The sequence below is a fragment of the Limnospira fusiformis SAG 85.79 genome (assembly GCF_012516315.1).
Taxonomy (GTDB): domain Bacteria; phylum Cyanobacteriota; class Cyanobacteriia; order Cyanobacteriales; family Microcoleaceae; genus Limnospira; species Limnospira fusiformis.
In genome coordinates, this window is sequence record NZ_CP051185.1 from 2,370,850 (window position 1) to 2,383,365 (window position 12,516).

The 12,516-nt window shown below is 44.2% G+C and carries 13 protein-coding genes; 3 read left to right on the forward strand and 10 right to left on the reverse strand.

Features of this window, described 5'->3' with window-relative positions; translation table 11 throughout:
- Positions 1-1,219: 1,219 nt before the first annotated feature.
- From HFV01_RS11260 to HFV01_RS11275, 4 genes are all read right to left on the reverse strand, one after another.
- Positions 1,220-2,548, reverse strand: a complete 1,329-nt coding sequence (locus tag HFV01_RS11260) for a class I SAM-dependent methyltransferase (protein WP_193521094.1) — start codon at positions 2,546-2,548, stop codon at positions 1,220-1,222.
- 50 nt (positions 2,549-2,598) lie between these two features.
- Positions 2,599-4,833, reverse strand: coding sequence for an O-linked N-acetylglucosamine transferase, SPINDLY family protein (locus HFV01_RS11265; RefSeq protein ID WP_193521095.1), 2,235 nt, complete (start codon positions 4,831-4,833; stop codon positions 2,599-2,601).
- A gap of 84 nt (positions 4,834-4,917) precedes the next feature.
- On the reverse strand, positions 4,918-7,146 hold the full coding sequence (locus HFV01_RS11270; RefSeq protein ID WP_193521277.1) for an O-linked N-acetylglucosamine transferase, SPINDLY family protein: 2,229 nt from the start codon (positions 7,144-7,146) through the stop codon (positions 4,918-4,920).
- 231 nt (positions 7,147-7,377) lie between these two features.
- Positions 7,378-7,881 (reverse strand): type IV pilin-like G/H family protein, encoded by a 504-nt coding sequence (locus HFV01_RS11275; RefSeq protein ID WP_193521096.1) that lies wholly within the window; start codon positions 7,879-7,881, stop codon positions 7,378-7,380.
- A gap of 276 nt (positions 7,882-8,157) precedes the next feature.
- Between HFV01_RS11275 and HFV01_RS11280 the strand changes: the two genes are divergently transcribed.
- Positions 8,158-8,322, forward strand: coding sequence for a hypothetical protein (locus HFV01_RS11280; RefSeq protein WP_235720273.1), 165 nt, complete (start codon positions 8,158-8,160; stop codon positions 8,320-8,322).
- A gap of 16 nt (positions 8,323-8,338) precedes the next feature.
- Here the strand turns inward: HFV01_RS11280 and HFV01_RS11285 are convergent, their stop codons facing one another.
- Together HFV01_RS11285 and HFV01_RS11290 are read right to left on the reverse strand one after the other, a co-directional pair.
- Positions 8,339-8,767: a hypothetical protein gene (locus tag HFV01_RS11285; RefSeq protein WP_006670389.1), complete on the reverse strand. Its 429-nt coding sequence runs from the start codon at positions 8,765-8,767 to the stop codon at positions 8,339-8,341.
- Positions 8,767-8,976, reverse strand: coding sequence for a hypothetical protein (locus HFV01_RS11290; protein ID WP_006625248.1), 210 nt, complete (start codon positions 8,974-8,976; stop codon positions 8,767-8,769). The genes HFV01_RS11285 and HFV01_RS11290 overlap by 1 nt, the downstream gene beginning before the upstream one ends.
- Before the next feature lie 112 nt (positions 8,977-9,088).
- Here HFV01_RS11290 and HFV01_RS11295 point away from each other — a divergent pair, with 112 nt between their 5' ends.
- Together HFV01_RS11295 and HFV01_RS11300 are read left to right on the forward strand one after the other, a co-directional pair.
- On the forward strand, positions 9,089-10,237 hold the full coding sequence (locus HFV01_RS11295; protein ID WP_006625250.1) for an AI-2E family transporter: 1,149 nt from the start codon (positions 9,089-9,091) through the stop codon (positions 10,235-10,237).
- Complete coding sequence (locus tag HFV01_RS11300) at positions 10,234-11,409, forward strand: homocysteine biosynthesis protein (protein ID WP_006625251.1); 1,176 nt, start codon at positions 10,234-10,236, stop codon at positions 11,407-11,409. The genes HFV01_RS11295 and HFV01_RS11300 overlap by 4 nt, the downstream gene beginning before the upstream one ends.
- A gap of 69 nt (positions 11,410-11,478) precedes the next feature.
- On the opposite strand, the gene HFV01_RS11305 is transcribed toward HFV01_RS11300, so the two are convergent.
- The 4 genes from HFV01_RS11305 to HFV01_RS11315 form a co-directional block, all read right to left on the reverse strand.
- Positions 11,479-11,661, reverse strand: a complete 183-nt coding sequence (locus HFV01_RS11305) for a hypothetical protein (RefSeq protein ID WP_193521097.1) — start codon at positions 11,659-11,661, stop codon at positions 11,479-11,481.
- An 18-nt stretch (positions 11,662-11,679) separates the two neighbouring features.
- Positions 11,680-11,811 (reverse strand): hypothetical protein, encoded by a 132-nt coding sequence (locus tag HFV01_RS30480; protein WP_318286240.1) that lies wholly within the window; start codon positions 11,809-11,811, stop codon positions 11,680-11,682.
- Between the two features lie 18 nt (positions 11,812-11,829).
- Positions 11,830-12,012 carry a hypothetical protein gene (locus HFV01_RS11310; protein WP_108614861.1) on the reverse strand — a complete coding sequence of 61 codons (183 nt, stop codon included), beginning with the start codon at positions 12,010-12,012 and terminating at the stop codon, positions 11,830-11,832.
- Positions 12,013-12,180: 168 nt separating this feature from the next.
- Entirely contained in the window at positions 12,181-12,363 is a 183-nt protein-coding gene (locus HFV01_RS11315) for a hypothetical protein (RefSeq protein ID WP_072053698.1), read from the reverse strand.
- Between the last annotated feature and the right edge of the window lie 153 nt (positions 12,364-12,516).

Below are 12,516 nucleotides of genomic sequence, written 5' to 3' on the forward strand. Positions count from 1 at the left end.
CCGTCAATTATCAATTCCCCACGACCATATTCATAAACCCGCCCTACCGTTTGGCTGAGAAACCCGGTTTCTCAAAGAAACCGGGTTTCTTGACCTCTGGGGGAGAAAGCGGTGCGTCTACGATATGTGTAATAATTAATAATGAATAATTAATAATTAATTGTAGGGGCGGGTTCTGCCGTCAATTATCAATTCCCCACGACTATATTAATAAACCCGCCCTACCGTTTATATTGTAGGGGCGGGTTCTGCCGTCAATTATCAATTCCCGACGACTATATTCATAAACCCGCCCTACCGTTTCGGCTGAGAAACCCGGTTTCTTTGAGAAACCGGGTTTCTTGACCTCTGGGGGAGAAAGCGGTGCGTCTACGATATGTGTAATAATTAATAATGAATAATTAATAATTAATTGTAGGGGCGGGTTCTGCCGTCAATTATCAATTCCCCACGACTATATTCATAAACCCGCCCCACCGTTTATATTGTAGGGGCGGGTTCTGCCGTCAATTATCAATTCCCCACGACCATATTCATAAACCCGCCCTACCGTTTGGCTGAGAAACCCGGTTTCTTTGAGAAACCGGGTTTCTTGACCTCTGGGGGAGAAAGCGGTGCGTCTACGATATGTGTAATAATTAATAATGAATAATTAATAATTAATTGTAGGGGCGGGTTCTGCCGTCAATTATCAATTCCCCACGACCATATTCATAAACCCGCCCTACCGTTTGGCTGAGAAACCCGGTTTCTTTGAGAAACCGGGTTTCTTGACCTCTGGGGGAGAAAGCGGTGCGTCTACGATATGTGTAATAATTAATAATGAATAATTAATAATTAATTGTAGGGGCGGGTTCTGCCGTCAATTATCAATTCCCGACGACTATATTCATAAACCCGCCCTACCGTTTCGGCTGAGAAACCCGGTTTCTTTGAGAAACCGGGTTTCTTGACCTCTGGGGGAGAAAGGGGCGGGTTCTGCTGTCAATTATCAATTCCCGACGACTATATTCATAAACCCGCCCTACCGTTTCGGCTGAGAAACCGGGTTTCTTGACCTCTGGGGGAGAAAGGGGCGGGTTCTGCTGTCAATTATCAATTCCCGACGACTATATTCATAAACCCGCCCCACCGTTTCGGCTGAGAAACCCGGTTTCTTCACCAGTTGATATGATGTTGGGTTTCACTGCGTTTCACCCAACCTACGGTTTGTAAGAGTTTAGCCACAACGTTCTAACAGCACATATAAAAATGGGTCTAGGGTGTCTAATAACTCCTTAATTTCATCCCTGGCTTTTTCCTGGCTAACAGGTTCTAGGGTAATGGGGTCTATGGGTCGAATTTGCTGCCACCGCTGCACTAACTCCTCAATAGTGCAAACCCTCTCCCACAGTGGCAATAAACAAGCTGCTATGCCACTATCCAGATGAATTGGTAGAAAAACAGGTAACCTGATATACTTGCTAATCTCAAAGGGTTTGTGGTTGGTAATGCAATTAATTAAATCTTCCCGGGACTGGGGGTTAGCTAACTGAGGATGTAGGCTGACTCTGGCGGTTTCCCAGTCCGAATCACTCCATTCCGACACGGGGATAAAATCTTTACCCTGGTGAGGATGACCACACCAAAAATCTAATAAACGGTGCATGGGTTGCAGGAGTTCAAATAAATGTAACCTGTCTTCCGTAGACATTTCCGCTAAACCCAACCCGAGAAAAACAGGTAAATCATCTTCATCCTTAAACAAATCCATAATTTCCCAATGTCGCCAATTTAACATACTGATAAACTCTAAATCAGCAGCTTTCAAAGCCGCAAAAACATCCGGGATAGTGAAACCTTTATCACCCAGCAATAGATGATTACTTAAAAGACATTCTTCGGATTCTGTATTTTGTGTATTCCAGGCTTGCTGTTTAAGCAATACCTGGTCTTTCAGAGATTTCATGGTTTCTCGCGCCATTTCCATCTGCATTTCTCCGGGTTGTTCATCCATTAACCCAATCATTTTAAAAAATTCCTGGAATTTCAAATAGTTTTGGCGTTGGAAAGCACTGTGTAGATTGGTTCTAATAATACCATCGGGTTTCAGCACCGATTTCATGGCTTGCAACCCTTCTACGATATCCGGTAGTAAGTAGAGAACTTCATCGTTATTGATATAGTCAAACTCCCAACCCAAGCTGGGTAGTTCCTCAATATACATAGCATGAAATTCGGCATTTTCTATGCCATGATATTTCAATCTATCGCGGGAGGCTTCTACGGACTTTTCGGAGATGTCAATACCCACGATTTTCGCACCAGGATTAGCTAATGCTAATGCCAACGCCTTATATCCACTACCACAGCCAGCATCTAAAATAACTTTACCTTCGGTTTGAATAACCTGTTGGTTTCTCAGATAATAGGGAGTCAGCAAGTTATGAATATAAAGGCGTTCATAATCAGTCTTGGGGGATGTCTCTATAGGGATTCTAGGATACAGGGTAAAGTCGAACTGCTCGCGAATTTTCCGTTGTAGGTCCGATTCATTTATGGTTGACATTGGGATTGAATCTCCATATAATTTAACAGAGAGCTATAATAGCGTATATGCTAACAACTGCCACCGTCAATATACCGCTGCCACATTTCCTGATAGGCTTTTTCCATGTCGCGGGTAAACTGCTTGCCATTCCACAAAGGAGCAGTCCGCCTAGACTTGCGTAGTTTCCAGGAGATATCTTGGCGCAACCTTTCATCCGTTCCCAGACGAACCCCCCACTCCACATATTCCTCATCAGTCCAAGCAATACCCTCGGTGATACCAGCATTCATCATCATGGTATAACTATTGCGGGCTGCAAACTGTTCCCCTACCCTAGTCACCAGAGGAATACCCATCCACAGGGTTTCCATGGTGGTGGTTGCGCCGTTGTAGGGGTAGGTATCCAGCACCACATCTGCTATAAGTAAATTAGCACGATGTTCTTCTTCCAATTTTACGGGCGTAATAAATTTAATTCTCTCCCTAGTTATTCCTTGTTGATTGGCGATGTCAAAAAAGAACTGATTTAAAGAATCTTGTTGACCAAATCCCTTGACCAGAAAATAACTATTGGGAACTTCCCTTAAAATCTCCAATTGCAACTTGGCGATGTGGGGATTGTACTTAGGGCCTCTTTGCAACCCTAGATAAACTATTGCATCATCAGGAATTTCTAAATCAGCACGGGTCATGGTGGGTACAGATACTTCAAAACCATCCACAGCTAAATAGGTTTGAGGTAGCCTCCAGATAGTTTCCTGATAATATTCTTGAGCATTTTCTGGCAACACATAGGGATCAGCAATAAAATAATCAACTGTTGGCACTGCTGAAGCATCCCAACCGAGCCAAGTCACTTGTATGGGAGCTGGTTTGAGTGCCATTATCGCACTCATATTGGAAGTGGTCAAGCTATCCATATCCACTAGGATATCTATTTGATCAGCATAAATTTGCTCGGCTAAGTCTATCTTGACAGAACTATATTTATGTATGTGGTCAGAGTTAGCAATATACCATTCTTGAATCGGATCGTAAAAAACTCTGTATTCGGTCATGTAAGTGTAAATTTCAAAGTTATGGCGATCGCCATATTTCCATAAACTACGAGCCAGCCAACCGACCGAGTGCCTCCTCAAACAAGATGAAACATACCCAATCTTTAGTTTCCTTGGGGATGGTTGTACCCCCTGCCGCAAACTTGTATGGCGACCCCGAAATTTGGTAATTAGCTGCGGAAAGGCTATTTCCACGTTAGATTGACATACCTGACAAATTTGTTTTCTCATCGAGAGATTTTCCCGAGGATTATCGACTATATAGGGAAAATAAAAAGAGGTTGTATAAAGACCAACCCCCATTGATGAAGTTCCCAGATTCTTAGGATGTTCAACAATCAATTGGTCAATTAATAACTTGTGTTGTTCAACAACATCCCACAGTTCATCCCAGTATCCACCCGCAGTGAGTAGGGCTTTGAGAATGGTGAAACTTTGGCACAGTTTTTCCGGTATAGTTTCCACCACTGAATAGGCACGTTTAGCATATTCTATGCCTTGGGGATAGTCCCCTATATCAGTAAATAGTGCAGCAAGAGAATTCAGTAATTCTCTACTTCTTGGTGCTAACTGTAAACCTATCTGGCATAACTCTATGGCTTTTAAATGTTGATGTGCGGTACGGGCTAAATCAAAGGTCATATCTATAATGACTCTGATAAATTTTTCCTCACTAGTAACATAAGGTATCATCGCTGTTAGCAACTCTAAAGATGAGGGTTCTAGGGTGGCAACCTGCAAGACTTTTTCGGTAACTCTGATTAATAACTCCTGATTAATATTTGCACTCAAGGAGCTATTTTGTAAGATGTCAATAATTCCATAGTCTTTGATGATATCTGGGGTATAGGCATTAATGGCAATTGACAAATCAATTAAAGCCAGCAAATTATGAATGTCTGTGGGATTCAGTTCTCTAAGATGTTGGCGAATCACCCAGGCTAATTGATGATTTTCTAATTGGGCTTGCCGATTAGCTTCTTGGTAGAGAATATTACTTAATTCATTACTCCAATACTCAACCGGTTCTATATCTTCCTCATTGATAGCTAACAACCAGGTGATTTGGGCTTCTTCCTCTTGACCTTCTAGCAGCAACATCAAACCCAGATAAAAATAATAATACTTATTATTAGGTTCTGCCTCAATAGCTGCTTCATAATATCTAATCGCCTGCTGGTATTGGCAATTATGGAGATACTTTTCGGCTTGCTGACGAATCTCGGCTACTAAATCACTGGTCATTTTCACAATACCTATTATCCTTGAATTCAATTGATGCTGGCTCATCAACTCCTGGGAGTCATTAGCCCATGAAAAATTGATAATTTATGATTGTCCGCTAGTATATATTGTCCACATTTCCTGATAGGCTTTTTCCATCTCCCGCGTGAACTGCTTACTATTCCACAAAGGAGCAGTCCGCCTAGACTTGCGTAATTTCCATGAGATATCCTGGCGCAGTCTTTCATCGGTTCCCAGACGAACCCCCCACTCCACATATTCCTCATCAGTCCAAGCAATACCCTCGGTGATGCCAGCATTCATCATCATTGTATAACTATTGCGGGCTGCAAACTGTTCCCCTACCCTAGTCACGAGAGGAATACCCATCCACAGGGTTTCCAGGGTGGTGGTTGCGCCGTTGTAGGGGTAGCTATCCAGCACCACATCTGCTATAAGTAAATTAGCGCGATGGGTTTGCTCCAGCCACACTGGACTTGTCAGTCGCAACTGTTCTCGACTAACTCCCTGTTCTTCTGCTAACTCAAAAAACAGACCAGCGATGGATTGCTCTTTATCGAATCCCTTAATCATTAGATAACTATTGGGTACTTGTTTCAGAATTTGCATTTGCAGTTGGGCGAGTTCTGGGTTGTATTTCGGCCCCCTTTGGGCGGTAAAATAAACAATGGCATTTTCGGGAATATTGATATCCTGTCTTCGCAAACTGGGAATGCCGACCTCGAAGCCACCGACCGCCACATAGGTTTGAGGCAGTCGCCAGATGGTTTCTGAGTAATAATCCTGGGCATTTTCTGGCAAAACATAGGGGTCGGCAATAAAATAGTCAACGGTGGGTATAGCAGAGGCATCCCATCCCAACCAGGTGACTTGTACTGGTGCGGGTTTCAGTGCCATAATGGCGCAGGTATTGGTTAATGTCAGGCTATCTAAATCAACGAGAATATCAATCTGGTCTTCAGAAATTTGCTCGGCAACTTCTGTACTGACGATTCCATATTGATAAGACTTGGTGGCTTGTTCTGCATACCAGTTTTGCAGAGCATCTTGTCGATTTTCTGCCCCAATCATATAGGCATAAATTTCAAATTGATGGCGATCGTGATGTTGAAATAACCAGCGAGATATCCAACCCACAGAATGCCGCCGGAAACAATAAGATATATAACCAATCTTTAGGGTTTTATTGGTCGCGGATTGATGGCGTTTCTGTAAATTCCGGGCTTGATATGTGGCGATATTTTCTGCCAGAGCAGTTTCTAAGTTGGCTTGGCAAATTTGAGCAACTTGAGTCTTTGTTTGTGAGTTTACGGCAGGGCAATCTCTCACATAAGGAAAGAAAAAGTTGGTATTATATAACTGCATAACCCCAGTCCCCAAGTTTAGGGGCGGGTCTTTCAGCATAGCATCCAGCAATGATTCCTGATGTTTTACCACCTCTCGCACTTGCTTTGTGCATCCCCCCTGAGACATCAGACCACTGATCATAAAATTGCTATCCAGGGCTTGCTGATCTGGGGATTCAGTGAGATGATAGGAACGTCTGGCATATTCAATGCCATCGTCATACTCGGTTAATTGAATACAAAATTGAGCCAAAGCCCTCAGCAACTCTTGATGATTCGGTGCCAGGTTCAACAATAACTCTCCATAGCCCTTGGCTATACTTGTTTTCGCAAAGGAATAGGCAATATCGTATAATTTAGGGATTAGGCTAGTGACAAACTCCGGTTGCTCACCAACATGGTTAATCAGCGCCTGTCCCAATTCCATAGATAGGGGATTAATTGCATCTACAACTAAGAGTTTTTTCCACAGGTGCAGGAGTAAATCTGGATTGACATTGATGGACTCCTGTTGCAGTAACGGAACCAGTCCATATTCTGCGATCTCATTTACGGTATAGGTTTTCAGGGTAATTGATAAATCAATTAACTGTAATATATTATTAATATCATCGGGATTTATTTGCTGGATGTGTTGGCGAATCCCCCAAGCCACGGAATAGTCTTCGGCGACGGTTCGTGCGTCGGCTTCTGATGATAGCACCTGGAGTAAATCTATCGTCCACAGGTCAATCTGTTCTGGTTCTCCATCGCTCATGGCTACCAGCCAGGTGGTCTGGGCTTCTTCCTCCCGCTCCTGTAGCAGTAGGGTTAGCCCCAGTTTCCAGTAATTATATTTGTAGTCTGGATTTAGATTGATGGCTTGTTCATATAAAATGGCTGCTTGTTGATAATCCCTTTTCTGCAAGCAAATATCAGCTTCTGCTGATAAACTCTTATGCTTTTCCAATATCTGATTATCAATCATAGTCCCAGCCATAAACTCAATTAACTATTATAAAACAAAATAGGTAGCACTAATGTACTACCTATTTTTCCTGATTTCAAGTTGTGTCAGTTTCTGATTTCATCATCAACAAGGGCAATATAGTTATTGCTTCAACAGTCCCACCGTATGCCATCGCTAAATGCTATAGTTGACAATGGGGTTAAAGACCCTAGCTGACTCCATCTGAAACCTAAACTGCTGGATTATCTATTAAATTCCTCTAAAATTAGCTCCACAGTCACTATTACCCGCAGCAAAGCTTGCTTCGGTGTCTGCAGCTTTCGCTTCGCACAGTTTAGCCAAAGTGGTACTTTCGTTTCCTATGGTTTTACCTACCCAGACCAGGCCACCAAAGTCCCGGAGATTAGGAGCACCTTTGGCATTAACCACCGCACCAACAGTAGCATTAGCAAGTAGATTATAAGTGTAGTTTTCTGTAACGCTGCTGATACCCAAACCCAATTGAGTTAAATCGGTAGTAAACTCGCCAGCTTCCATCAAACGTGCTTGTTGAGCCCGGTTGACGGAACCAACGTATGTTCTGGCTTCGGACTCCCTGGCTTTGTTAGCTTGGTTTAAGAAGGAAGGCAGAGCGATCGCCGACAAAATACCGATAATGATGATTACAACTAACAGTTCGATTAAGGTGAAACCACCGTCTCTTTTTTTCTGAGAGATATGTTGCAGGAATTTGGCTTTAAGTTCAGTCTTCATAATTCGTTCTCCTCGGGGTGAAAGAGGTTATTTGTTTTCTGTAGTTCTAACTTACCCACTTCGATCGCAAATCATATCACCTGCCGCAAAATTTTTTTTAATTTCTTCCGGAAAATCGTGTATCGCCCTCCCAGTGGGGAATACCGACTAAGGCGGTTAGGGTGGCTGGGTGTCAGACTCTATGGCCTTCGGGTGTAAGGCGGCCACCAATTGGTAAAATATAGGCGATCGCATCCCATGGCATTCTATATATAAATGGACAACAAACTGTTATTTGTGACCAAAATCCTGATCCTATCCCTAGGGCTATCCTTACTGATCAAATATGTCGGGCCAAATTTAGCCATTCCCGAAACCAATGCGATCGCTCTTTTCGCGGTTCTCTTCCCCTCTTCCCTGCTGGCGGTTCTGTTTTCGTGGCGAATGTGGCTAGACAGATAAGCAGATCCGAGAGGTGCTAAACCTCAGTCGGTTTCTTTTGGGACTCGTGCCATTGCTCCAGCCCTTTCTCATCCCCAGCGAAACTATCTATAGAGACTCGACGCTCTGGCATAGGTTGCACAGGACCATTAACAGGGCTATACTTGCAAAAGCAGATCACGATCATATCAAACTCAGCCGTAGAGACATCAGGAGTGTAACTTTCCACCCTAGTTACTTCCCAGTCCCCCTGGCGATAATGGGTGCTGTAGCCATGTTCAGTGGGATTATGCAACCCATCAATACGAACAAACTCCCTCGGTCGATATCCCAACTCAGGAATAGGTTGATCAGAAGAGTCGAAATGTTCAGCCAAAATTCTAGTTAAACCCTGGGTATGCTGGAGTTTACGTTCTTTCCAACCAGGTTCACCCTTATCAGCCCGAAAAATGATGTATTTTCGCATCAATCTTCCTCCTTCTCAGTTTCATTATAACGCCGAGGAAACTCCGTTTTCCCCAGAAATACGCAATCAACCTCAAGGATAGGATCTGAGGTTACCTCAATTCGCACAAGATTCCACCCATATTTTCGTTCCATATCTTCGCAGCATCCTTCATCTACCGCTGCGTGGCGAGATATATCTTCCTGTTCATCATATCTGGGTTTGGTCATCGGTGGCGGGCTGGCTTTAGTGGAATCGCACTACATAATCTAATATCATAGATCACTATTCTATAGGCGATCGCCTGTAGAAAAGCAAATTCTCTCACCCTGAACAGTCGCAATGACCCTAGGTACATGGATAGGCTTCACAGCTTTCTTAATCGCTATATATATCCTGTGGCGGATTAAACAAGCCCTGCTGATGATTTTCGCCGCCGTCGTCCTAGCCACCGCCTTAAACCGTCTCACCCGCCAATTCCAGCGTCTGAAACTACCGCGATCGCTTGCCGTTTTTCTGTCGATTAGTCTATTCTTCTTAGGGATTATCATCGGCTTTTTATTGGTCGTCCCCCCCCTAATCAACCAATTAGAACAACTAGCCAAACAGGTCCCCGCTGGTCTCGAACAAGGTCTAAAGCTGCTGAACCTGTTAATTGACTATTTACGCACCGACCTCAACGGACCCCTGCGGGAATATCTATCAGAAGTCAGTCGCGACCTGAGACAGATCCGCATCGAACAAATTATCCAACAAGCCCAAGCCCTGAGTAATCAACTAATCGGCGGTTTTGGTGTCGTGGTGGGAACCACAGTAGAAGGATTAGTCAGCATATTATTAATCCTCGTCCTGACCATGATGCTTTTAGCCGACCCCCAAGCCTACCGTCGCAGTAGCTTACAACTAATTCCCGCCTTTTACCGAAGGCGAATGAACCACATACTAGACACTTGCGAAATAGCCCTAGGTCGTTGGCTAATCGGTGCGCTACTCAACATGATTTGTGTCACCCTGCTAACAGTAATCGGCTTGTGGATACTGAGAGTCCCCTTAATTTTCGCCAATGCCATTCTCGCGGGACTGCTGAACCTAATTCCCAATATAGGTCCTGCTGTTAGCGTCATTCCCCCAATGGCGATCGCCCTTTTAGACTCTCCCTGGAAAGCCACATTAGTAGTGATGTTATATATCATCATCCAGCAAATCGAAACCGCCGTAATCATGCCCTCGTTAATGGCTTACCAAGTCTCCCTACTACCAGCCATCACCCTTCTCGCCCAAGGATTTTTCCTAACCTTCTTCGGATTTGGCGGACTCGTGTTAGCCTTTCCCCTCGCGGTAGTCGGTCAAGTTTTGATCAAAGAAATCCTGATCCGAGATATCCTAGATATTTGGGATAATCCCCCTCCCCTTAAACCCGTCGCCGACCAACCCTCACTTTTAACCAGTGAAACCCTCCCAGAGCATAATCCCAGGAATAATCACCAGTGAAAACCATAGCCGAAATCAACCACAAAATCAATCAGCAGCAAGCCATTGTCTGCACCATCGAAGAACTCAAAGCCAGAGTCAAAGAAACCAGCATCAGCCAAGTCGCCGAAGAAGTCGATGTCATCACCACCGGAACCTTTGAACCCATGGAATCTTCCGGCGCAATTATCAACCTCGGACATACAGACCCCCCCATCAATATTCGCACCTGCTGGCTTAACGGTGTACCCGCCTACAGTGGTTTTGGGGCAGTAGATATATATATTGGCGCTACCCAAATGGTGAAAGAAGGAGATGAACCAAGCGATCGCGGTGGCGGTCATGTTATCGAAGATTTAATCGCTGGAAAAACCGTCCATCTTCAAGCTGTTGGGACTCCCTCCGACTGCTACCCCCGTAGTTCCCTAGAAACCTCGATTAACAAAGATACAATTAACCAGTTTTATCTATTTAATCCCCGCAATTTATACCAGAATTTTATCATTGGCGTTAATGGTGGCGATCGGCCTTTATTTACCTACCTCGGACCCCTACAACCATTTTTAGGTAATGCAGTTTACTCCAACTCTGGCGCGATATCTCCCCTATTCAATGACCCCGACCTACAATTAATCGGCATAGGAACTCGCATTTTTTTAGGGGGAGGAATTGGTTATATCACATGGGAAGGAACCCAACATTTCCCCATCCAAAAAAGATTACCTAACCGCACACCCATAGGACCCGCCGCCACCCTAGCCGTTATCGGTGATGCTAAAAAAATGAACCCCTATTGGGTGCGAGGCTGCTATTTTAAACAACACGGACCCTCTCTCATGTTAGGCATTGGCATTCCTTTACCTGTGCTTAATGAAGAAGTGGTTTTGCGCGCTGCTATTGCTGATGAGGATATTGTTGCGCCAGTCGTCGATTTTGCTATCCCCCGCCGGGTTCGCCCGACCTTCGGTTTGGTAACATACGCTCAACTCAAAAGCGGTCGTATCCAAATTGAGGGTAAAACCGTCCGCACCGCCCCCCTCGCCAGTATTTCCCGCTCTCGACAGGTCGCGGAGGAACTCAAGGAATGGATAGAGTCTGGCAATTTTACCCTCACTGAACCTGTCGCTCCTATCCCTATGGACAGGTCTTTTATCCCCCAAGATATTTGGGGTTCTCAAATACGTTTAGATTGATTTTATCCCCTACTCCGACAATAGCCATCACTTATCGATTTAGGCAGACAATTTTAAATATTGAATCAGTCACCACAAATTTCCGGGTAAATAGTCATCATTTGCGTCACGAGAGAATCGGCACTTGACACCGTTTTGGGTTTCTGATAACATGAGGTTATATGTGAAAATACCTTTGTTGTATCTATAGGGACTCTGTAGCCGATTTCCGGTAGAAAGCGATCGCCTCAAACCTGCATTTTCTCGCTTCACCTACCCCACCCATAACCCTCACTCTGATTCGTGAATTTGCTGGCGATGCACGAGTTTTTTTTGGGCGTTTTGAGTGGGGGTTGACAAAATTACCAAAATGTGCATATCTGCCAGTTGCCATAGCCGTGACTTATTTATTTCGGGAGACAATTTTAAACATTGAATCAGTCACCACAAATTTCCGGGGAAATAGCCATCATTTGCGTCACGAGAGAATCGGCACTTGACACCGTTTTGGGTTTCTGATAACATGAGGTTATATGTGAAAATACCTTTGTTGTATCTATAGGGACTCTGTAGCGGATTTCCGGTAGAAAGCGATCGCCTCAAACCTGCATTTTCTCGCTTCACCTACCCCACCCATAACCCTCACTCTGATTCGTGAATTTGCTGGCGATGCACGAGTTTTTTGTCGGCGTTTTGAGGGGGGGTTGACAAAATTACTCAAATGTGCATAACCGCCAGTTGCCATAGCCGTGACTTATCGATTTCGGGAGACAATTTTAAACATTGAATCAGTCACCACAAATTTCCGTGAAAATAGTCATCATTTTCGCCACGAGAGAATCGGCACTTGACAGGGTTTTGGGGTTCTGATAACATGAGGTTATATGTGAAAATACCTTTGTTGTATCTATAGGGACTCTGTAGCCGATTTCCGGTAGAAAGCGATCGCCTCAAACCTGCATTTTCTCGCTTCACCTACCCCACCCATAACCCTCACTCTGATTCGTGAATTTGCTGGCGATGCACGAGTTTTTTTTCGGCGTTTTGAGGGGGGATTGACAAAATTACTCAAATGTGCATATCTGCCAGTTGCCATAGCCGTGACTTATTTATTTCGGGAGACCATTT

Excerpts from the sequence above, each read along its gene's own strand:
- HFV01_RS11260 (WP_193521094.1), bottom strand. The coding sequence starts at position 2,548 with ATGTCAACCATAAATGAATCGGACCTACAACGGAAAATTCGCGAGCAG.
- HFV01_RS11265 (WP_193521095.1), bottom strand. The coding sequence starts at position 4,833 with ATGACCAGTGATTTAGTAGCCGAGATTCGTCAGCAAGCCGAAAAGTAT.
- HFV01_RS11270 (WP_193521277.1), bottom strand. The coding sequence starts at position 7,146 with ATGATTGATAATCAGATATTGGAAAAGCATAAGAGTTTATCAGCAGAA.
- HFV01_RS11275 (WP_193521096.1), bottom strand. The coding sequence starts at position 7,881 with ATGAAGACTGAACTTAAAGCCAAATTCCTGCAACATATCTCTCAGAAA.
- HFV01_RS11285 (WP_006670389.1), bottom strand. The coding sequence starts at position 8,767 with ATGCGAAAATACATCATTTTTCGGGCTGATAAGGGTGAACCTGGTTGG.
- HFV01_RS11290 (WP_006625248.1), bottom strand. The coding sequence starts at position 8,976 with ATGACCAAACCCAGATATGATGAACAGGAAGATATATCTCGCCACGCA.
- HFV01_RS11295 (WP_006625250.1), top strand. The coding sequence starts at position 9,089 with ATGACCCTAGGTACATGGATAGGCTTCACAGCTTTCTTAATCGCTATA.